The sequence below is a fragment of the Brevundimonas sp. NPDC092305 genome (genome assembly GCF_044755415.1).
Taxonomy (GTDB): Bacteria; Pseudomonadota; Alphaproteobacteria; order Caulobacterales; family Caulobacteraceae; genus Brevundimonas.
In genome coordinates this window covers 1,662,594-1,682,214 of the sequence record NZ_JBIVQY010000001.1, presented here as the reverse complement: position 1 = coordinate 1,682,214, position 19,621 = coordinate 1,662,594, and the positions used below count along the sequence as shown (strand labels likewise).

19 protein-coding genes and 1 tRNA gene are annotated in these 19,621 nt (G+C 67.4%); 13 read left to right on the top strand and 7 right to left on the bottom strand.

What is annotated here, in order from left to right; genetic code table 11:
• Positions 1-33: 33 nt before the first annotated feature.
• Positions 34-1,281: an MFS transporter gene (locus tag ACIQC9_RS08400; protein WP_400614372.1), complete on the top strand. Its 1,248-nt coding sequence runs from the start codon at positions 34-36 to the stop codon at positions 1,279-1,281.
• Positions 1,282-1,565: 284 nt separating this feature from the next.
• Here the strand turns inward: ACIQC9_RS08400 and ACIQC9_RS08395 are convergent.
• From ACIQC9_RS08395 to ACIQC9_RS08375, 5 genes are all read right to left on the bottom strand, one after another.
• Positions 1,566-1,655: transfer RNA gene (locus tag ACIQC9_RS08395), tRNA-Ser, on the bottom strand.
• An 85-nt stretch (positions 1,656-1,740) separates the two neighbouring features.
• A complete protein-coding gene (locus ACIQC9_RS08390) occupies positions 1,741-2,658 on the bottom strand; it encodes an NrtR DNA-binding winged helix domain-containing protein (protein WP_400614370.1) in 918 nt (305 codons plus the stop codon).
• A gap of 2 nt (positions 2,659-2,660) precedes the next feature.
• Positions 2,661-3,254, bottom strand: a complete 594-nt coding sequence (locus tag ACIQC9_RS08385; RefSeq protein ID WP_400615440.1) for a YfbR-like 5'-deoxynucleotidase — start codon at positions 3,252-3,254, stop codon at positions 2,661-2,663.
• A 127-nt stretch (positions 3,255-3,381) separates the two neighbouring features.
• Positions 3,382-4,236, bottom strand: coding sequence for a methyltransferase type 11 (locus ACIQC9_RS08380; RefSeq protein ID WP_400614367.1), 855 nt, complete (start codon positions 4,234-4,236; stop codon positions 3,382-3,384).
• A gap of 110 nt (positions 4,237-4,346) precedes the next feature.
• The gene (locus ACIQC9_RS08375; RefSeq protein ID WP_400614364.1) at positions 4,347-5,207 is read right to left on the bottom strand and encodes an AAA family ATPase; all 861 of its coding nucleotides are present in this window, start codon (positions 5,205-5,207) and stop codon (positions 4,347-4,349) included.
• Positions 5,208-5,885: 678 nt separating this feature from the next.
• Here ACIQC9_RS08375 and serS point away from each other — a divergent pair.
• The 4 genes from serS to ACIQC9_RS08355 are packed head-to-tail and all read left to right on the top strand — an operon-like array spanning position 5,886 to position 8,985.
• Positions 5,886-7,172, top strand: a complete 1,287-nt coding sequence (gene serS / locus ACIQC9_RS08370) for a serine--tRNA ligase (protein WP_400614362.1) — start codon at positions 5,886-5,888, stop codon at positions 7,170-7,172.
• A gap of 3 nt (positions 7,173-7,175) precedes the next feature.
• Positions 7,176-7,556 carry a hypothetical protein gene (locus ACIQC9_RS08365; protein WP_400614359.1) on the top strand — a complete coding sequence of 127 codons (381 nt, stop codon included), beginning with the start codon at positions 7,176-7,178 and terminating at the stop codon, positions 7,554-7,556.
• A gap of 11 nt (positions 7,557-7,567) precedes the next feature.
• Positions 7,568-8,344 carry a 5'/3'-nucleotidase SurE gene (gene surE, locus ACIQC9_RS08360; RefSeq protein WP_400614357.1) on the top strand — a complete coding sequence of 259 codons (777 nt, stop codon included), beginning with the start codon at positions 7,568-7,570 and terminating at the stop codon, positions 8,342-8,344.
• Complete coding sequence (locus ACIQC9_RS08355) at positions 8,341-8,985, top strand: protein-L-isoaspartate(D-aspartate) O-methyltransferase (RefSeq protein WP_400614355.1); 645 nt, start codon at positions 8,341-8,343, stop codon at positions 8,983-8,985. The genes surE and ACIQC9_RS08355 overlap by 4 nt, the downstream gene beginning before the upstream one ends.
• Here the strand turns inward: ACIQC9_RS08355 and ACIQC9_RS08350 are convergent.
• Positions 8,933-10,561: a hypothetical protein gene (locus ACIQC9_RS08350; protein WP_400614353.1), complete on the bottom strand. Its 1,629-nt coding sequence runs from the start codon at positions 10,559-10,561 to the stop codon at positions 8,933-8,935. The two genes, ACIQC9_RS08355 and ACIQC9_RS08350, sit on opposite strands and share 53 nt — an antisense overlap.
• A 183-nt stretch (positions 10,562-10,744) precedes the next feature.
• Here ACIQC9_RS08350 and ACIQC9_RS08345 point away from each other — a divergent pair, with 183 nt between their 5' ends.
• From ACIQC9_RS08345 to ACIQC9_RS08310, 8 genes are all read left to right on the top strand, one after another.
• Positions 10,745-11,989, top strand: a complete 1,245-nt coding sequence (locus tag ACIQC9_RS08345) for a peptidoglycan DD-metalloendopeptidase family protein (RefSeq protein ID WP_400614351.1) — start codon at positions 10,745-10,747, stop codon at positions 11,987-11,989.
• A 116-nt stretch (positions 11,990-12,105) separates the two neighbouring features.
• Positions 12,106-12,417, top strand: coding sequence for a preprotein translocase subunit YajC (gene yajC / locus ACIQC9_RS08340; protein WP_400614349.1), 312 nt, complete (start codon positions 12,106-12,108; stop codon positions 12,415-12,417).
• A 32-nt stretch (positions 12,418-12,449) separates the two neighbouring features.
• Positions 12,450-14,039, top strand: a complete 1,590-nt coding sequence (gene secD / locus ACIQC9_RS08335) for a protein translocase subunit SecD (RefSeq protein WP_400614347.1) — start codon at positions 12,450-12,452, stop codon at positions 14,037-14,039.
• Positions 14,039-15,016, top strand: coding sequence for a protein translocase subunit SecF (gene secF / locus ACIQC9_RS08330; RefSeq protein ID WP_400614345.1), 978 nt, complete (start codon positions 14,039-14,041; stop codon positions 15,014-15,016). The genes secD and secF overlap by 1 nt, the downstream gene beginning before the upstream one ends.
• 103 nt (positions 15,017-15,119) lie before the next feature.
• Positions 15,120-15,740 (top strand): hypothetical protein, encoded by a 621-nt coding sequence (locus ACIQC9_RS08325; protein ID WP_400614343.1) that lies wholly within the window; start codon positions 15,120-15,122, stop codon positions 15,738-15,740.
• Positions 15,733-16,356: a squalene/phytoene synthase family protein gene (locus ACIQC9_RS08320; protein ID WP_400614341.1), complete on the top strand. Its 624-nt coding sequence runs from the start codon at positions 15,733-15,735 to the stop codon at positions 16,354-16,356. The genes ACIQC9_RS08325 and ACIQC9_RS08320 overlap by 8 nt, the downstream gene beginning before the upstream one ends.
• Positions 16,356-16,742, top strand: a complete 387-nt coding sequence (locus ACIQC9_RS08315; protein ID WP_400614339.1) for a DUF1801 domain-containing protein — start codon at positions 16,356-16,358, stop codon at positions 16,740-16,742. Before ACIQC9_RS08320 ends, ACIQC9_RS08315 begins: the two co-directional genes overlap by 1 nt.
• A 79-nt stretch (positions 16,743-16,821) precedes the next feature.
• Positions 16,822-18,666: an ABCB family ABC transporter ATP-binding protein/permease gene (locus ACIQC9_RS08310; RefSeq protein WP_400615438.1), complete on the top strand. Its 1,845-nt coding sequence runs from the start codon at positions 16,822-16,824 to the stop codon at positions 18,664-18,666.
• Here ACIQC9_RS08310 and ACIQC9_RS08305 read toward each other — a convergent pair.
• On the bottom strand, positions 18,663-19,619 hold the full coding sequence (locus tag ACIQC9_RS08305; protein ID WP_400614337.1) for an acetyl-CoA carboxylase carboxyltransferase subunit alpha: 957 nt from the start codon (positions 19,617-19,619) through the stop codon (positions 18,663-18,665). The genes ACIQC9_RS08310 and ACIQC9_RS08305 overlap by 4 nt on opposite strands.
• Between the last annotated feature and the right edge of the window lie 2 nt (positions 19,620-19,621).

The window sequence follows — 19,621 nt, the reverse complement described above, 5'->3', positions numbered from 1 at the left end:
GGCGGCGTGGCGTCAAGCTTTCAATAGACTCATATGCTGCGTCATATGGGCGGAATGTACGACGCTCCCACGCCCAAGACGCGCGCACTGTCCTGGCGGTTCATGGTCGGTTACGGGCTTGCCCAAGCGGGCGCCTTTATCTGCTTCATTCCCTTGCTGACCCTTCTGCTGCCCATGAAGGCGGAGGCAATCGGTGCGGATGACAAGGCTGTTCTGCTCGGTCAGGTCGCCATGATCGGGGGATTGGCGGCCGCCGGAGCCAATCTGCTGTTTGGCGTGCTCAGCGACCGGACGCGCGGTCCATTCGGTCGCCGCAGGCCATGGATCATCGTCGGCGTCATGGCTTTCGCCGTAGCCATGGCCCTGATCGGCTGGGCGCAGGACAGGATCGCGCTCATCCTCGCGGTGGTCGTGTTCCAAATTGCGGTGAACGCGGTCTACGGGCCACTTACGGCGCTGGTGCCGGACATGGTGCCAAATGCGCGCAAGGGTCTGGTCTCTGCCTGGGCCGGGGCGGCTTTACCGGTCGCAACCTTCTTTACCGCCACCGTGGTGGCGACCATTCCAGGGCCAATCGGGGCGAGGCTGCTGGTCGTGACGGTCGTGGCCGCGCTTCTGATACTTCCCTTCGCACTCACCGTGCGCGAGCCCCGGCCAACATCGGAGACACCCGGGCTATCGCGCTTTTCGTTCGCTGCCCTGCGTCGACGGAACTTCGGTCTGGCCTTCCTGTCACGCCTGTTGATGGAAAGTGCGATTGCGATCCACACCCTGTATCTACTGTTTTTGATCCAGAGTCTGGACAGCCGCCCGTCCGGTATGGAGGCGACAACCACGTTCAGTCTCCTGCTAGTCGTCGGAACGGCCTCCGCAATGCTCAGCGGCTTCGCCGGCGGCGTGCTTTCAGATCGGATAGGCGCGAGACGTCCGCTGGTGGTGATCGGGGGACTGGGTATGGCGGCCGCTCTGATGTTGTTGGCCGCCCCTTTCAGTTGGCCGATGCCGTTCATCGCTCAGGCGCTGTTCGGCATTGGACACGGCCTTCACGCGACCACCGTCGCGGCGATGACAGCGGAAATTCTACCCGATCCCGGGACGGCAGGCCGCGATCTTGGCGTTATGAACCTCGCCGTCGCCTTGCCTCAAAGCCTGGCTCCGGCGCTTGCTGTGGGGGCGTTCACCTTGGGGGCCTCGCTGGTAACGGTTTTCGCGCTCGCGGGGGTCGGAGCGTTGATTGCATGCGTGATGCTGGCGCCTATGCGTTTCCCTGCGTCTGTCTAGCTATCGGTCCTTCGGTGCTGTCAGTCTAACGCTAACAAGTCTCCACGCTGGGCTAGGTGTGGCTCGCTTGTGAGCTACGAGACCATCCGCTGCCGGACGATCAAGTTCGGTCCTCAGATCGCCAGAAACCTGTAACGCAGCGCCTGAGCCGATGTAGTGTGGGCGGCGGCGACCGCATGAGAGCACCGGGGTAGGGGAAGTTGTGAGCGTTGGCGATTACCATGACAGCGCTGCCGGCGTTTCAGGTGCTGGTAACGAGTAGCTGATAGCGCTCAGCAAGACGGTGGCGGAGAGGGGGGGATTCGAACCCCCGGTACCCGTTAAGGCACGCCGCATTTCGAGTGCGGTACATTCAACCACTCTGCCACCTCTCCGCGGGGCCGTAAGTGTTCTGGTCGAACGGACGGCCTCTCTAATGGGAGGGGGGCGCGTCCGCAAGCGGCAGACGGATGATTTTCCTCAGCGCTGGGCGGGAAGCGGCAGGCCCATGGTCTCGGCGGCCGAGAGGTCGGCTTCGGCGACCCGGAAAAGCTCGGCGGGTCGGCCGCCGGTGGCGGAGGACAGGCGGCCGGTGGGCTGGACGAGACCGGTGCGTTCTACGCCGCGGCGGAAGTTCTGCTTGTGCAGCGACAGGCCGGCGACGGCCTCGGCGGCGGACTGGAGGTCGGACAGGGTGAAGGCCGCCGGCATCAGGTCGAACAGGACGGGACGGTACTGCAGCTTGCTGCGCAGGCGGCCGAGGCCGGTGGCGAGGATGCGGCGGTGGTCGGACGCCATGGCGCGGCCGGGGGCCGCAGGCGCCGGTGGTTGGTCGTGGTCGCGGGCGGCCTCGGAGACCAGACCGGCTTCGTAGAGCAGTTCGTAGCGCTCAAGCACACGGCCCTCGTTCCAGCGGCCGCCGTCGATGGCGAACAGGATGTCGACGCGGGCGCGGCGGCGGGCATCCGAGGCGGCCCAGCGGTCGAGGGCGGAGGCAAGCTCGGAGACGCAGGCGGCGGGGCCGGCGCGACGGTCTTCCCAAGGGAAGAAGTCGAGGACGGGCGTCCATTGGGCGTCGGCGGACGCGTCGGCGGTCAGGGCGAGATAGCTGACGGAGACTTCGCGGCGGCGGTCGGGGCCGGGCGTAGCGCGGGGGCTGTCGCGGTTCAGGTCGCCGAAGGTGTAGAGCTGCTCGACGAAGCCGAGGCGGAAGCCGGTCTGGGCGGTGACGAAGTCGCGCAGGGCCCGCTCGAAGGTGCGATCCTTCGAGGGGTCGAAGGGGCCGAAGGGAAGGGCGGCGAGGCCGTCCTCGCCCGTTGTGGTCAGGACGCAGGCCCGGCGGTCGCGCAGCGCGAAGACGACGGCGGACAGACCGATGCGGACCCCCGGTTCGGCCATGGCTATTCGGTGTGCCAGGCGTCGGGACCGGCGACGACGCCCGTGGCCTCCGCGAGGACGCGGTATCGCTCGAGATAGCGCTGCTGGGCGACCGGGGCGGGCAGGGGGTCGATGACGAGGTCGTAGCCGGCGGGCGGCCGGCCGAAGAAGCCGAGGGACTCCTTTTTGGTGAAGCCGGCCAGCTGTGTGGCTTCGAAATAAGCGCACGCGCGATCGGCCTGTTTGATCAGGACCTTGATCGCCGTCGGCGTCTTCGGAGGAAGGCCGAAGCGGATGTGGATGGCGTTTTCCAGCCGCGCCTCGAAGGCCTTGTAGTTGACGCCCAGCGCCGCCTTGAAGGGCGAGATCATGTCGCCGATGACGTATTCCGACGCGTCGTGCAGCAAGGCGGCGAGACGCCATTTCGGGTCGAGGCCGGGCTGGATGTGGGCCGCGATCTCCTCGACGACGCAGGAGTGCTGGGCGACGGAGAAGGCGTGCTCGCCGATGGTCTGGCCGTTCCAGCGGGCGACGCGGGCGAGGCCGTGGGCGATGTCCTCGATCTCGATGTCGAACGGCGAGGGGTCAAGCAGGTCGAGACGGCGGCCGGACAGCATGCGCTGCCAGGCCCGCGGGGGCTGGGCGGCGGCTTTGGAGGCGGGGCGGGCAGCGGCCAAGGGAACGTCCTTCGGTTGGCCGGACGTGGCAGCACATCGCGCTCGACCGATCAAGGGTCGGAGGCGGTTATTCCCCGACGTTGAGGGCGACGAGGGCGCGGGCGTCCTCGAAGGCGCGGTCGTGGTTGCGGTCCTTGGAGCGAACGGTCGCGACGACGATGGGACCGCCGACGGGGCCGCGCGCCTCATAGCCGACCACACGCCAGCCCTCGGCCGAACCGCGGCTGTCGGTCAGGATCCAGCGCGAGCGGGTGGCGGCGCCGGGGGAGTCGCTGCGGATCTCGGCGGCATCGTTATGGGCCTGGATCGAAACGTTCTCGCCGTCGTCGCCGCCGTCGATGTTGACCGAGCCGTTGGTGTCGTCAGCGTCGATCTTGATGCCCGCGATGTCGACCGTGGCCTTGTCGCCGTCGGCCTCGATACGGATCCCCGGCATGCGGACGCTGGCCTGATCGCCCTTGGCGTCGACCGAGACCCCCGGCATGCGGACCGAGGCCTGATCGCCGCCCTGTTCGACACGGGCGGCTTCGGCATCGGCCCGGGCGGCCTCGGCGTCCGCCTCGGCGCTGGCGGCGGACAGCTGTGAGACGGCCTGCGGCATGCTGGTCGAGAGGCTGTCCTCGAAGGATTTCAGCATCTGCGCCGGAGTGTTGCCGTCCAGCGCGACGAGATGAAGCGTCACCATGGCCCCCCGCGGACCGACGTAGGTGCAGACCGTCCCGCCGTTGGTGGCCGTGCCCTTGCGGGTCAGCTGGCCCTGCCGGTCAGGGCACTGAAGGGTGTCGACGACCTTCAGCGCGCCCTTGCCCTCGCCGTCGTCCACGGTGGTCGTGGAGGAGACGCGCACCCCGCCGCCGTCACAGGCGGCGACCGACAGCGCCAGAGCGCAGACGGCGGGCAGAAGGATGAGGCGGTGGGTCATCGGGCTAGAGGTCCTTGTCGAGCGCATCCTGCGCGCGATCAGGCTGGAATCCAGTGAAATCGCGGTAATCGGCGTGTCAGAACCCGTCCGATCCCGTGTCGGTGCGGTGTTCAGCCGCCCGGACGTGAGCCCTCGCGGCGGTTCAGGAAGGCGAGGCGTTCAAACAGGTGCACGTCCTGCTCGTTTTTCAGCAGCGCGCCGTGAAGCGGGGGGATGAGCCTGTTCGGGGAGGTCTCGCGCAGGGTCTCGGGGTCGATGTCATCGACAAGCAGAAGCTTCAGCCAGTCCAGGAGTTCCGAGGTCGAAGGCTTCTTCTTCAGGCCCGGCGTGTCGCGGATTTCGTAGAAGGTCTTCAGCGCCTGCGAGACCAGCCGAGGTTTGATGCCGGGGAAGTGGACCTCGACGATCGAGGCCATCGTGTCGGCGTCGGGGAAGCGGATGTAGTGGAAGAAGCAGCGGCGCAGGAACGCGTCGGGCAGCTCCTTCTCGTTGTTCGAGGTGATGACGACGACGGGGCGGATTTCGGCGCGGATCGTCTCGTCGATCTCGTGCACATAGAACTCCATGCGATCGAGTTCCTGCAGCAGGTCGTTGGGGAACTCGATGTCGGCCTTGTCGATCTCGTCGATCAGAAGGACGGGACGGACGGGGGAGGTGAAGGCCTCCCACAGCTTGCCCTTTTTCAGATAGTTGCGAACGTCGTGGACCCGTTCCTCGCCCAGCTGGGAATCCCGCAGACGGCTGACCGCGTCGTATTCATACAGGCCGTTATGGGCCTTGGTCGTCGACTTTACGTGCCAGGTGATCAGGGGGGCGTTCAGCGCCTTGGCCATCTCATAGGCCAGCACGGTCTTGCCGGTGCCGGGCTCGCCCTTGATGAGCAGCGGACGCTCCAGCGCAACGGCTGCGTTGACGGCGATCTTCAGATCGTCGGTGGCGATATAGTTCGATGTGCCTTCGAACCGGGACATGGTCGCTCCGGGTTGTGTCTGGAAACGCCTAGCGAAGGCGGGGCAGGTTAACAACGATCATGCTTACAGGCGTGTGGAAACGCCGCTTCGGATGAAGCGGTGAATGGGAGGCTGTGGCGGAGCGCCGGGCCTTCGCCCGGTGACCGTGTGGGTTAGATGTTTCGGCAAAGACTGACGCTCCGCGCGGGGGGTTATCCGGAAGCTTGCGTCGGGTGGCCGTGTTCGGGCCTTACCGCAGCGCCCCCGGCGGGCGGGTGGTTCGGCGTGAACCATCCCCGGAACGGCCGAGTATCCCCCTCGACCCTCCCTGACCCCCGGCCGGGTGATGATCGCCGCCGGTGAGGTTGCGACCGTCCGACCGGGGCGGCGGCAGTCCGAAGACCACCTCCCGCTCCCTCCGCTCCCGACGCCGCTTGGTTCGCCGGCCTAGCGAGCCTCCCTTGCGACGGGACGGGCCTATTGTGTGCGCGGTTCCAGGGCCGGGGCGCAGGACGCTGGAAGATTCTGCACCGGCGTTGATCGGGTTGGGGAAATCCGGCTCAGGGATCACACCTGAGGGATCGCAGGGATCGGGCGAAATTCCCTTCTCCCCTTGCGGCAGAAGGAAAGCGTCTGGTCGGCCCTCCCATTGGCGGAGGGAGTCAGTTAGAGCATCGCTTCCTTTCAACGAGACCGACCATGCACGACATCCGCGCCATCCGAGACAATCCCGAAGCCTTCGTGGCCGGGTGGTCGTCGCGTGGCGTGGCGGAGGCGGACGGGCTGGTGGCCGACATCCTGCGGCTGGACCGCGAACTGCGCACCGCACAGACCACCGGGCAGGAGGCGCTGTCGAAGCGCAATGCGACGTCGAAGCTGATCGGCGCGGCCATGGCGAAGAAGGACATGGCCGAGGCGGACCGGCTGAAGGCCGAGGTCGAGGCGCTGAAGGCCGACATCGCGGCGGCGGAGAAGGTCGAGGCGGAAGTCGGCAAGGAGCTGCGCGACCTGCTGGCGGCGCAGAAGAACATCGCGGCCGACGACGTGCCCGAGGGCGAGGACGAGACGGGCAACGTCGAGACCGGCCGGTGGGGCGCGCCGCGCGAGGGCGGTCCGGCCAAGGACCACGCCGATCTCGGCGAGGCGCTGGGGCTGCTGGATTTCGAGGCGGCGGCGCGGATGAGCGGCGCGCGGTTCGCGGTGCTGAAGGGCGGGCTGGCCCGGTTGGAGCGGGCGGTCGGCCAGTTCATGCTGGACGTGCAGACGGCCGAGCACGGCTATCTTGAGGTCAATCCGCCGTATCTGGTGCGCGACGAGGCGATGTTCGGGACGGGGCAACTGCCGAAGTTCGAGGAGGATCTCTTCCGGGTCCGCGAACACCTGCTCATTCCCACCGCCGAAGTCTCCCTGACCAATCTCGTCCGCGAGCAGATCCTGCCCGAGAGCGAGATCGCCACCCCGATGCGGCTCACCGCCCTGACGCCCTGTTTTCGGGCCGAAGCGGGCTCGGCGGGGCGGGACACGCGCGGGCTGATCCGGCAGCACCAGTTCCACAAGGTGGAGATGGTCTCGATCACGCGGCCGGAGGACTCCGAGGCGGAGCACGAGCGGATGACGGGGTGCGCCGAGGCGGTGCTGCAAAAGTTGGAGCTGCCGTATCGCCGGATGCTGCTGTGCAAGGGCGACATGGGCTTCTCGGCAAGGAAGACCTTCGATCTGGAGGTCTGGCTGCCGTCGCAGGGGACCTATCGCGAGATTTCGAGCTGCTCGAACTGCGGGGACTTTCAGGCCCGGCGTATGGACGCGCGGTTCAAGCGGGACGGGGAGAAGAAGACCGAGTTCGTGCACACGCTGAACGGATCGGGTCTGGCGGTCGGTCGTACTCTGGTCGCCATCATGGAGAATTATCAGGATCAGGACGGGCGGATCGCCGTTCCGTCGGCGTTGCTGCCCTATATGGGCGGCGTCACCCATGTTGGAGGCTGATCCATGCGTATTTTTCCCCTGACTCTGGCCCTGCTGGTTGCTGCGGGCGCCGCGCAGGCGCAGAGCCGCGTGCCGGTTCCGACGGCCGAGCAGACCGAGTTCGTCGGCTGGATGAAGCTGTCGAACGGCGAGTTTCAGCTGTACTTTGATCAGGACGACGTGCGTCGGCCGCTGGCCGGCCGGGTCTGTATCTCCGGCGCGGCGGATAATGGCGAGATGCATCAGGCGCGGGACCTGGCCGGTCAGAAGGTCAGGATCGTCGGGCGCACCGCGCCGTGGACGGACGCCGTGAACGGGCGGATCGAACAGGGGCGGTCGAACATCCGCAATGACTGCGCCGGCGCCTTCGTGATCCTGGCCGACGACATCCGTCCGTCGAACTAAGCGGAGCCGGCTTGAGGATTCTCCTGACCAACGACGACGGGATCGAGGCCGAAGGTCTGGAGTGTCTCGAGCGGATCGCGCGGACCCTGTCCGACGACGTGTGGATCGTCGCGCCGCACGTGGAGCAGTCGGGCAAGGGGCGGGGCATCACCCTGACCGAGCCTCTGCGGGTCAACCGGATCGGCGAGAAGCGGTTCGCAGTGACTGGCACGCCTACCGACTGCGTCGTGCTGGCCGTCAACGACCTGATGCCCGAGAAGCCGGATCTGGTGCTGTCTGGTGTGAACCGCGGGCACAACGTCGGTGAGGACTGTTCGTATTCCGGCACGGTGGCGGGCGCGTTGCAGGGGATGGCGTTCGGCATCCGCTCGATCGCGCTGAGCCAGTCTCTTGAGCGGTTCCACGATGAGGTGACGGCGCACTGGGAAACGGCCGAGACCTTCGCACCGGCGATCATCCGGCGGTTGCTCGACCAGCCGTGGCGGTCGGGCGTGGTGATGAACCTGAACTTCCCCAACCGGGCGCCGGACGACGTGAAGGAGGTCGAGGTGACGCGGCAGGGCTTCCGTGACATCGGCGAGATGCATGCCGTGCGACGCACGGACCTTCGCGGCCGCGACTATTACTGGATGAGCTTCCGCGGGACGAAGCAGGAGCACGCCGAGGGCACGGACCTGAGGGCCATGGACGACGGGAAGATCTCGGTCACGCCATTGCATATCGACCTGACGCATATGTCGAGCGTGCATGATCTGAAGGGCGTGCTGGGCGGGGCCCCTCCCAAATGAAGCTGAACGACGACAGGGCGGGACGGCTGATCCTCGGGCTGCGGCAGCAGGGGGTGACGGACGCGCGCGTGCTGGCGGCGATGGAGTCGATCGACCGCGCCGTCTTCGTGCATGAGCGGTTTCTGGATCAGGCGTGGGAGGATCAGGCCCTGCCGATCGACTGCGCCCAGACGATCAGCCAGCCCTATATCGTCGGCCTGATGACGCAGGCGCTGGACGTGCAGCCGCGCCACCGGGTGCTGGAGATCGGCACGGGGTCCGGCTACCAGGCCGCGGTGCTGAGCCGGCTGGCGCGGTATGTCTACTCGGTCGAGCGCTATCGCAGCTTGCTGGTCGAGGCCGAGGCCAAGCTGAAGACGCTGAAGATCGACAACATCATCACCCGCCACGGCGACGGCGGGCAGGGCTGGCCCGAGCAGGCGCCGTTCGACCGCATCATGGTCACCGCCGCCTCGCCCGGCGAGCCGACGGAGTTGCTGAAACAACTGAAGCCCGGCGGCGTGCTGGTGGCGCCCGTGGGACGGACGTCGGTGCAGATGCTCCACCGCTACGTCGGACAGGACGACGGCAGCTTCCGCCGCGAAAGCCTCAGCGAGGTCCGGTTTGTGCCGCTGGTGGAGGGGACGGCGAAGGAGGGTTAGGGGCAGTCCGGCCGGGGGCCGCGGGACGATTGGCCAGATGCGTCATAAAGTCGTCGACCAGCCTGTCGTTATCGGCGTGAGAAGCCGATAGCCGCGCGCCGAGTGTCGGATCGGTGTCGTCGGATTCCCTGGCTTCCACCAAAGCGTTGATTTCCTCGTAGCTAGCCAGGATCCGGGCGCTTTTGTTGATGGCGCCTGCCAACCAATCCTGATCGGCCACGGTCGCCCCACGCTCCGCCTCCAGCCGCTCATGCAGTTCGCCTATATTTTGCTGCACAACGTCTCGCGCGTTGTAGATCACACGATAAATGCCCGGGTTGTCACTGCCGGCGGCGCCCTCACCCTGTCGCGCTCGCAGAATTTCGACCGAATTCTCGAGGTCGTCGATTGCCGAGGCGACTTGTGCATTCCAGGCCGCCTGGGCGTCGGCGCTCTGATCGGCAGTCGCCGCTGCGCTGCCGCCACCGCTCGCTGCGCCGCCGCCGCCGCCGCCGCTGGCGGCGCCGCCGCGACCGCCAGCCCCGGTGCGACCTCCTGCGGCTGCACCAGCTCGCCCGGGACCGGCCGACTGCTGCGCCGACCGGCGCAGTTCCGCCTCCACGTCCTCGGCGGTGACCCGATACTGGTCGAACAGGTTCTGCTCTTCCACGTTGTGGCGGTCACGGACGGGCTTGGTGATGGCGTCGCACTGTGCCTCGGCTTCCCTCATGGCGGCGGAGTTGCGGACGCCGTTAAGATGGTCACGGGCCACGCGAACGTGTGCTTCCTGACCGATCGCCTCGCAGCGCTCATCGACGATGCGCAGCTCGTAGCGATGGCGCGCTTCCATCTGATCGAAGGCCGCGGCGAAGCCGGCGCGCACGCCGCCGTCCTTTTCCTCGAGGAGCCACTTCAGCTGGCGCATCCGGACGGCTTGGATACCTTTCCGGGCCGCCTCGAGACGACGCAAGGCGCTTTTGACCTGTTCGGTATAGGCGGCAAGTTCGGCGTCGGTCATCTCCCTATCCATCGCCCGTTGGACGATCTGGTCGTAAGCTTGATTGGCTTCATCAAAGACCCGGAATGCATCCTCCATCGCCGCACTGATGACGTCGCCCGGCTCGTTGATCAGGACCTGCTGGAAGGCTTCCGCGGTTGCGATGGTCTCGTTAGCGGATTGGGCGATCTCTCCGGCCTTGTTGGGCAGGCTGCCGTCAAGCGCCGGCGGCGCGGCGGCGTCGGCCTCGGCGGCCACGCGAACGGCGGCGAGACCGGATTCGCGGACAGCCTCGACCATCTCGGCCATGGCTTCCATCTCAAGCCGGCGAACGGGCGGCATGAACTCCAGATGGGAGGGCATGTTCTGCGAGAACGGCGTCGGCGGCGTGATGGCGGGCAGTGGCGCTCGCGGGGCGGGGGAGGCCTGACTGCCGCCGGATGGTGCGGCAGCCGAGGCCGCAGGCGACGGGCCGCGCGCATCGCCGCCGCCTAATCCACCACCACCACCGCCTGAACCCGGCTGCCTTTCCCGGATCAGCGCCTCCAGTTCCGCCAGCTTTCTCAGACAGGCGGCCTCGTCGACGCCGATAAGCGCCATGCCTTCGCCGAATACGGTCCCGATCCGTTCGGAGTTCGGGTGGGGCTGGCTGTTCAGGGCGATCGCCGTGGGCATCAGCGCCTGAATGCGCGGGCCGCACTGCTGGGCCATGGCCGGTTGCGCGATGAGGAAGGCGAGCACTCCGGTGGCGACACCGAAATGAAGGGAGGAACGCATGGGAGCATGAGCCTGGGAGTTCTGTTCGCCCCCACGGTGGCGACCGGCGCGCCTGACCTGAAGCGCTCATCGACCAAGCCCGGCGGGGTCGCGACGAGGGCGGTCGGAAAGGTTCGGTTAACCTTCCCGCCCAACTTTGGCGCGGTTTTCCGGTCAGTTCGGGCACAGACGGGCGGTCAGACTCAGGATGAAGGCGGGCGTATGATGCGGATGGCGACGGGACTGAAGGCGCTGATCGTGATTGGCGCGATGAGCCTGACGGCGGCGTGCGCCTATCCGCGCGAGCCGCGCTATTCGATTTACGCCGATGCGGCGCCGCAGCCGACCTATCCGACGGCCGCGGCGCCCGCGACCTATGCTCCCGCACCGAGCGGGGAAGGCGTACGCGGACCCACCAACCCGGCCACGGAATCGCCGCTTCCGGCCGCCGTGTCGCCCGTCGAGCAGATCGAGGGCGGGGCGCTGGACCTGCCGACGCTGTCGAGCCCGCCGCCGGTCAGCGGCCCTGTGTCCGCGGCCGGACCGGCCTCGGGGGCATTCACCAGCCCGCCGCCGCCCGCACGGGGGACAGCCGTGGTCGGCGCGACCTATGCGATCCAGTCCGGCGACACGCTGTCCGGCGTCGGTCGTCGGTTCCAGACGCCGGTCCAGACCCTGATCGACCTGAACAATCTGGGCCCGCGCGGATCGATCCAGCCGGGGCAGCAACTGATCCTGCCGCAGGGCGCGGTGGACATCGGCGGCGATCCCTATGCGACCGGGCCTTCGCCGATCGGCGTGGTGCTGGCGGGCGGGGCGACGCCCCCGCCGCCTCCGCCTCCGCCGCCGTCGGGCAACGCCGCCGTGCCGCGGGCGCCGATGGCGGTGGCGCTGGAATGGCCGGTGCGGGGCGATATCCTCCGGCGCTTCGGCCCTGCGGGCATGGGCGAGCGCAACAACGGCGTGAATATCGGCGCGTCGGCCGGAGAGGTCGTGCAGGCCTCGGCCGGCGGCACCGTCGGCTACGTCGGCGACGACCTGGCCAATCAGGGCCTGACCGTGCTGGTCGTGCACCCCGGCGGCTGGCGCACCGTCTACGGCCATCTGGGCTCGACTACCGTGCGGGATGGCGACGTGGTGCGCGCGGGCCAGCAGATCGGCACCGTCGGCAACACGGCCGGGGACGGGCGCCCCTCGATCCACTATGAGACCTGGCAGATGCGCGGGGACGAGCCGGTGGCGGTCGATCCGCTGACGGTGTTGCCGCGCTGACGCAGGGTGTGACCCGCGACCGCGGATCGCGTTGCAAAGTGTGACGGCGCGCCCTAGGTTCCGCGCCTCATTTTCAGGGGGCGCCGGCGACCGGCAGCCTTACGCAGGAATACGACATGCCCGTTGCAGACGGCGGCCCGATGGCCCTCATCATTCAGTTCGCCCCGTTCGCCCTGATCATCATCGTCTTCTATTTTCTGATGATCCGCCCGCAGCAGCAGCAGATGAAGAAGCACCAGCAGATGGTGACGGCGCTGAAGCGCGGCGACAACGTCACCCTGTCCAACGGCATGATCGGCAAGGTCACGCGCGTCGAGAACGACGAAGCCATGGTCGAGATCGCCCAAGGCGTGAACGTCCGCGTCATCAAGTCGATGATCAGCACGGTGCAGACCCGCACCGCCATCGCCGCCAACGACAAGTCCTGACCGGCTAGCCGGCAAGGTCGGGAGAGGCCCGCATGATCCATCTGTCACGCTGGAAGGTCATCCTTCTGGCCCTGTCCGTCGTTTTCGGGGTGCTGTTCGCCTACCCGAACATGCTGAGCCAGTCCCAGCGCGAGGCCTTGCCCGGCTGGCTGCCCAAGAGCGTGCTGAACCTCGGCCTCGACCTGCAGGGCGGATCGTATCTGTTGCTGGAAGTCGACGTGCCGGCGATGCGCGAGAAGCGGCTGTCGAACCTCGGTGAAGACGCCCGCACGGTGCTGTCCGAAGCCGGCGTGGCGGTGAACAACATCTCGCGTGACGGCAACGGCGTGGTGGTGACGCTGGCTGAGCCCGCGCAGCAGGACATGGCCCGTCGCTCGATGCAGGCGCTGATCGGGCTCGGCACGAACGGCCGGCCGGACCGTATCGTTCAGCAGCAGGGGTCGGATCGCCTGCGTTACGCCTTCACCGACGACGCCCTGAGCGCGATGGGCCCCGATGCGGTGGCCCAGTCGATCGAGGTCGTCCGCCGTCGTCTGGACTCCAGCGGCACCAAGGAAATCTCGATCACCCGTCAGGGCGCCGACCGGATTGTGGTGCAGGCGCCGGGCCAGAGCGATCCGGCCGAGCTGGAACGCCTGATCGGCCAGACTGCCCAGCTGACCTTCCAGCTGGTGGACGTGCAGAACTCGGTGCAGGACGCGCTGGGCGGACTGGTTCCGCCGGACTCCGAACTGATCCCGGATGAGGCGGGAAACCCCTACCTCGTCAAACGCCAGATCCTCGTCTCGGGCGAGAACCTGACCAAGGCCGAGGTCACGACCGACCAGAATCGCCAGACCGCCATCGGCTTCCGCTTCGACGGCGTTGGCGCGCGGCGCTTCGGCGAGGCGACGGCCGCCAACATCGGCAAGCCGTTCGCGATCATTCTGGATGGAAAGGTCATCTCGGCCCCGAACATCAACAGCGCCATCACCGGCGGCTCGGGCATCATCCAGGGCAGCTTCTCGATCACGGAAGCGTCCGAGATGGTGAACCTGCTCAACGGCGGCGCCCTGCCTGCGCCCCTGAAGGTCGAGGAGCGTCGCACCGTCGGCGCCGAGCTGGGCGCAGACGCGATCCGCAACGGCGCGATCTCGGCCGCCATCGGCGCGGCGATCATCGTCCTCTTCATGCTGCTGGCCTACGGTATCCTGTTCGGCGGCATTTCGGTGATCGGGCTGGCCCTGAACGGCTTGCTGATCGTGGCCTGTATGTCGCTGTTCGGAGCGACCCTGACCCTGCCCGGCATCGCCGGCCTGATCCTGACCTTCGCGGTCGCGGTCGACGCCAACGTGCTGATTTATGAGCGGATGCGCGACGAGGCGCGGAGCGGACGCAGCGTCGTCGCCTCGATGGACGCGGGCTTCTCCAAGGCCATGACGACCATCATCGACGCCAACGTGACCACACTGGCCGCGGCGGCGATCATGTTCGCCTTCGGCGCGGGTCCTGTTCGCGGGTTCGCCTGGACGCTGTCCATCGGGGTGTTCACTTCGGTCCTGTCGTCCGTGCTGGTGGCCCAGGTGCTGCTGGCGTTCTGGCTGAAGTCGGCCAAACCCAAAAAACTGCCGATCGCGGAGTGATGGCGATGCGTGGATGGCCTCTCATCAAACTGCTGCCGCAGGTCACGACTTTCCGGTTCGTGCGCTACGCCAAGGCGTTCGGCATCATCTCGGCGATCCTCTCGATCGCTTCGATCGTGGGCGTCTTCACCCCCGGCCTGAACATGGGCATCGACTTCCGCGGCGGCGCGACCATGGAAGTGATCCAGCCCCAGGGCCAGCGACTCGATGTCGAGTCTATCCGGGAGGGCATGGAAGGCCTGGGTATCGGCGACGTCGGCGTGCAAGAGGCCGGCGGACCGAGCCTCGCCATGGTCCGGTTCCAGATTCCGCAGGGTCAGGACCAGGCGACGGTCGTCAATCAGGTCAAGCAGACTGTCGCCGAGGCGGCGGGCGAGGTTCGCTTCTCCGCCCCGAGCGTCGTCGGGTCGAAGGTGTCCGGCGAGCTGTTCACCAAGGGCCTATGGGCGCTGGCGTCCGCGATCGGCTTGATGTTCCTCTACATCTGGTTCCGGTTCGAGCCGCAGTTCGGTCTGGGCGCGGTCGTGGGCCTGCTGCACGACGTGGTGCTGTGCTTCGGCCTGATCGTGATCATGAAGCTGGAGTTCAACCTGAACATGGTCGCGGCCATCCTGACGGTCATCGGCTATTCGATGAACGACACCGTCGTCGTGTTCGACCGCCTGCGTGAGAACCTGCGCAAGTACAAGCAGATGCCGTTGCGCGAGGTGATCGACCTGTCGATCAACGAGACGCTAAGCCGCACGATCATCACCGGCATGACCGCCGTGATGGTGCTCGCGGCGCTGGCCTTCTATGGCGGTCCGGCCCTGTTCGGCTTCTCGGTCATCCTGATGTTCGGCATCATCGTTGGCACCTACTCGTCGATCTACGTCGGCGCGCCGATCATCCTGCTGTGGGGCGTGAAGCGGGGCGGCGAACGCAAGGACAAGGACGACCTCAAGCCCGTCAAGCTGGGTATGGCGTCGCGGCCCTGACATCGAAACCGGCCCGGCCTGACCCTGTCAGGTCGGGCTTAGGCTTCCCGGCGTTCCCGGCGTAAGGTCGCGCTTGTCGAATCAAGGGCCGGGGAGGGCCTTCATGGGCAAGCTGCTGTCGAATTTCCGCACCACGATCCTGCTCAGCCTCGTGCTGGCCGGGGTCATGATCTTCTCGTTCGGCCGGATAGCGCCGGGAGGTTATGACCTGAGCTTCTGGCAGGCGGTGTTCCGCTGGGCCCACGTGGCCGCGGGCATCCTGTGGATCGGGCTGCTGTACTATTTCAACTTCGTCCAGATCCGGGTTATGCCGACGATCCCGGCCGAGCTGAAGCCGGCGGTGGGCAAGCATATCGCCCCGGAGGCGTTGTTCTGGTTCCGCTGGTCGGCGCTGGCGACGGTGGTGTTCGGCGTCATCGTGTTGTTCCTGCGCGGACACAGCTATGCGCACGAGGTGCTGAGCTTCGGCTTCGCCGGCGGGCTGGTGCAGGGCGATCAGGGCTTCACCCTGATGGGCGTCGGCGTCTGGCTGGCCATCGTCATGTTCCTCAATGTCTGGGGGATCATCTGGCCGAACCAGAAGCGGGCGCTGGGCATCGTCGCGGTGGACGATGAGAAGAAGGCGAAGGCCGCGCGTATCGCCATGCTGGCCAGCCGGACCAACCTGCTGCTGTCGCTGCCGATGCTGACCTCGATGGCGATGTACCAGACGCTGTTTGGCTGATCTGGACGCACAGGTTCGCGCGGCCGACCCCGACCGCTGGCTGTCCAGCCGGTTCGTCGGCGACGCGCAGGCGCGCTCGGACCTGATCGCGCTCTACGCCTTCGAGGCCGAGTTGAACGCGATCCATAGTCGGGTGAGTCAGCCGATGCTGGCCGAGATGCGCTTCGTCTGGTGGCGTGAGCAGATGGACGAGGTGTTCCGCGGCGCGCCGAGGAAGGGCCATCCGGTACTGGAGGCGCTGGCCGATGTCGTGGCGCGGCGCGGGCTGATGCGGACGCCGTTCGACGCCTTGATCGAGGCGCAGATCGGGAGGGCCCACCGCGAACCGCACGATCTGACCGCGCTGTTCGTGGGGCCAATGCGGCTGGCCGCGCGCGTGCTGACGGGGGCGGATCAGGATGCGGCGGTCGACGAAGCCGCCATGCTTTGGGCGGAGACGCAGACGGGGCAGTTTGCAGAAGCACGAAGCCGGCGCGGGGCTGCGAACGCAGCGCTGAAGCCGCTGCCCGCCGCGGGGTTTCCGGCCGTCGCTCATGCGGCGCTGATCCGGCCGGACGAGCCGGAGCCCTTGAAGCGGCTGCGGCTGGTCTGGGCGACGGCGCGGGGGCGGATTTGATGGCGAAGACAGTTCCGATCGACGAATGGTTGGCCGCATTGGACCCCGACGCGCGTGAAGATGTGGAGCAACTCCGGCGGATCGTGCGGACCGCAGCGCCCGCTCTTGTTGAAAGCATCAAGTGGAACGCCCCCAACTATGCACTGGCGGGGCGGGACCGGGTCACGCTGGGCCTGAACCGGAAGAGCGGATATCGGGTCGTGCTGCACCGGGGCGTCGAGAAGCGGGTCGCGGACGGCTTCATCTTCGAGGACCCGGACAGGATAGGGGTCTGGCCGACGCCGGATCGTGGTGTGGTGACCCTGCCGAACAGCGCCGACATTGCGTCGCAGGCAGGGCGTCTTGAAACCCTGATCCGTCGGTGGATCGCGGCGACCGAAGATTAGGCTGGTCGAGGGCTGACGACGGGACCATATCTCGCCCATGGCGAGACTGGGTGAGCGGAGCGGGCGGCGCGGGGATTCCATGGCGAAGGCGGCGCAGGGACTGCCTCCGTCCGAGCCGCCGCAGGGGCCCTCGACGCTGGCGGCGCTGACGGATCTTCTGAGGCTGGTCGTGCGATCAAACGCGCCGCAGCTGAAGCTACGGTTGATCGGGGCGATCGCCATGACGCTGGCAGGCAAGGCGCTGGGTGTCCTGGCGCCACTGGTGCTGGGGGCGGCGGTGAACCGGCTGGCGGCGGATCAGCCGACGGCGGTCGAAATAGCGCTGGGCTTTGCAGGCTTCGCGGTCGGATGGGCGGTGGTGCGGCTGCTGTCGGCCATCGCGCCCAACGCGTCAGACGTCGTGTTCGCGCCTGTGCGGTCGGCGGCGCAGCGGACGGCGGCGGCGGAGACGTTCGCGCATGCACTGAGCCTGTCGCTGGATTTCCACCAGACCAAGCGGTCGGGGTCGCTGTCGAGGACCATGGATCGCGGGGCGCGGGCGGTGGATTTCCTGCTGCGCATCCTGGCGTTCAATCTCGTGCCGACCGGGGTGGAGCTGGTGCTGGCCGCGGGGGTGCTGGCGGGCAAGTACGACTGGCGGTTCGGGGCGTTGGCGATCGGAGTGGTGGCCGTTTACGCGGTCTCGACCTTCGCCCTGTCGAACTGGCGGATCGAGCATCGGCGGGAGATGAACGCGGCGGATACGCAGGCGGCCGGCGTGTCGGTGGACGCCCTGCTGAATTACGAGACCGTCAAATCGTTCGGGGCCGAGGCGCGGGCGGCGCAGAGCTATGACGCGGCTCTGGGCGACTACACACGGGCGGCGCTGAAGGCGAACAGCTCGCTGGCGCTGCTGAACGTCATACAAGCCGTAATCATGAACATCGGTCTGGGCGTCATGGCCGTCATGGCCGGGTTCGAGGCGGCGGCCGGACGGATGGGGCCCGGCGATGTGACGGCGGCGGTTTTGATCATGATCAGCCTGTATGCGCCGCTGAACATTCTGGGCTTCGCCTACCGGGAAATCCGGCAGTCCTTCATCGACATGGAGGAGATGCTGAAGGTGACTCGGCAGACGCCACAGGTGGCGGATGCGCCCGACGCCGTGGCTCTGCCGAGGTCAGCGGAAGGATTCGCATCCGAGCTGGCGTTCGAGGACGTCGGCTTCCGGCATGATGCGCGGGCGAACGGGCTGGAGGACGTGTCCTTCGTCGCCGCCCCGGGCACGACGACCGCGCTGGTCGGGCCTTCGGGGTCTGGCAAGTCGACGATCGTCAAGCTGGCGCTGCGGCTGCTGGACCCGCAGGAAGGTCGGGTGCTGATCGACGGGCGCGATGTGCGGGCGGTGACGCAGGAAAGCCTGCGGGCGGCGGTGGCGCTGGTGCCGCAGGACGTGGCGCTGTTCAACGATACGCTGAGGGCCAACATCGGCTTCGCACGGCCGGGGGCGGACGACGCCTCGATCTGGGCGGCGGCGGATGCGGCCGAACTGGACGACTTCATCCGGGCGCTGCCGGACGGGATGGAGACGGTCGTCGGCGAGCGCGGGCTGAAGCTGTCCGGAGGGGAACGTCAGCGGGTCGGGATCGCGCGGGCGTTGCTGGCGGATCCCTGCATCCTGATCCTCGACGAGGCTACCAGCGCGCTGGACAGCCGGACCGAGGCGGCGATCCAGAAGACGCTAAGGAAGGCGCGGACGGGGCGGACCACGCTGGTCGTGGCGCACCGTCTGTCGACCATCGCCGATGCGGAGCAGATCCTAGTGCTCAAGGCCGGTCGGATCATCGAGCGCGGGGCGCACCATGAGCTGGTGGCGCGTCAGGGCGGGGAGTACGCCGCCCTGTGGCGCAAGCAGACGCGCGGCGCGAAGGTCGGGCTGACCTAGCCCAGCCGGCCGATGGCGTAGAAACGGTCGGCGCGGGCCTTGCGGAGCTCGTCGGGCGACAGGCCCGAGAGCTTCTGCAACTCGTCGGTCAGCACGTCGCCGACGTTGGCGATGGCGACCTCGCGATCAGAGTGGGCGCCGCCGATCGGCTCCTCGATCAGGCGATCGACGATCTTCAGCTGCATCAGGTCTGGGCCGGTGATTTTCATCGCCATGGCGGCGTCCTTGGCCCGCGCGCCGTCGCGCCACAGGATGCCTGCAGCGCCTTCCGGCGAGATCACTGAATAGATCGAGTGCTCGAGCATGATCACCCGGCTGGCCGAGGCGATGGCGATAGCGCCGCCCGAGCCGCCTTCGCCGGTGATGGTGGCGATGGAGGGCACGCCCAGCGTCAAGCCGCGCTCGGTCGAGCGGGCGATGGCCTCGGCCTGACCGCGCTCCTCGGCGCCGAGGCCCGGATAGGCGCCGGCGGTGTCGACGAAGGTCAATACGGGCAGGCCGTACTGCTCGGCCATGTCCATCAGACGGACCGCCTTGCGATAGCCCTCGGGCCGGGCCATGCCGAAGTTGTGGACGACGCGGGTCTGGGTGTCGTGGCCCTTCTCATGGCCCATCAGGACCACGGACTGGCCGCGGAAGCGGGCCAGACCGCCAAGGATGGCCTGATCGTCCCCGAACTGACGGTCGCCCTTCAGCTCGACGAAGTCGGTGAACAGGCCGTCGACATAGTCGACGAAGTGCGGACGCTGCGGGTGACGCGCGACCTGCGTCTTCATCCACGGGTCGAGACCCGAATAGATCTTCTTGCGCAGCTGCCCGGCCTTCTTGCGCAGGCCCTCGATCTCGGACTCGAAAGAACCGGCGGACGCTGTGGCCGAGAGCAGCGACAGCTCATCGATCTTCGCTTCGAGATCGGCGATCGGCTTTTCGAAATCGAGATAGTGGGTAGCCATCA

Bases quoted from the DNA above. Each gene is read 5' to 3' on its own strand.
- ACIQC9_RS08400 (WP_400614372.1), top strand. From the start codon at position 34: ATGCTGCGTCATATGGGCGGAATGTACGACGCTCCCACGCCCAAGACG.
- ACIQC9_RS08390 (WP_400614370.1), bottom strand. From the start codon at position 2,658: ATGGCCGAACCGGGGGTCCGCATCGGTCTGTCCGCCGTCGTCTTCGCG.
- ACIQC9_RS08385 (WP_400615440.1), bottom strand. From the start codon at position 3,254: ATGCTGTCCGGCCGCCGTCTCGACCTGCTTGACCCCTCGCCGTTCGAC.
- ACIQC9_RS08380 (WP_400614367.1), bottom strand. From the start codon at position 4,236: ATGACCCACCGCCTCATCCTTCTGCCCGCCGTCTGCGCTCTGGCGCTG.
- ACIQC9_RS08375 (WP_400614364.1), bottom strand. From the start codon at position 5,207: ATGTCCCGGTTCGAAGGCACATCGAACTATATCGCCACCGACGATCTG.
- serS (WP_400614362.1), top strand. From the start codon at position 5,886: ATGCACGACATCCGCGCCATCCGAGACAATCCCGAAGCCTTCGTGGCC.
- ACIQC9_RS08365 (WP_400614359.1), top strand. From the start codon at position 7,176: ATGCGTATTTTTCCCCTGACTCTGGCCCTGCTGGTTGCTGCGGGCGCC.
- ACIQC9_RS08355 (WP_400614355.1), top strand. From the start codon at position 8,341: ATGAAGCTGAACGACGACAGGGCGGGACGGCTGATCCTCGGGCTGCGG.
- ACIQC9_RS08350 (WP_400614353.1), bottom strand. From the start codon at position 10,561: ATGGCGCTTATCGGCGTCGACGAGGCCGCCTGTCTGAGAAAGCTGGCG.
- ACIQC9_RS08345 (WP_400614351.1), top strand. From the start codon at position 10,745: ATGAGCCTGGGAGTTCTGTTCGCCCCCACGGTGGCGACCGGCGCGCCT.
- yajC (WP_400614349.1), top strand. From the start codon at position 12,106: ATGCCCGTTGCAGACGGCGGCCCGATGGCCCTCATCATTCAGTTCGCC.
- secD (WP_400614347.1), top strand. From the start codon at position 12,450: ATGATCCATCTGTCACGCTGGAAGGTCATCCTTCTGGCCCTGTCCGTC.
- secF (WP_400614345.1), top strand. From the start codon at position 14,039: ATGGCGATGCGTGGATGGCCTCTCATCAAACTGCTGCCGCAGGTCACG.
- ACIQC9_RS08325 (WP_400614343.1), top strand. From the start codon at position 15,120: ATGGGCAAGCTGCTGTCGAATTTCCGCACCACGATCCTGCTCAGCCTC.
- ACIQC9_RS08315 (WP_400614339.1), top strand. From the start codon at position 16,356: ATGGCGAAGACAGTTCCGATCGACGAATGGTTGGCCGCATTGGACCCC.
- ACIQC9_RS08310 (WP_400615438.1), top strand. From the start codon at position 16,822: ATGGCGAAGGCGGCGCAGGGACTGCCTCCGTCCGAGCCGCCGCAGGGG.
- ACIQC9_RS08305 (WP_400614337.1), bottom strand. From the start codon at position 19,619: ATGGCTACCCACTATCTCGATTTCGAAAAGCCGATCGCCGATCTCGAA.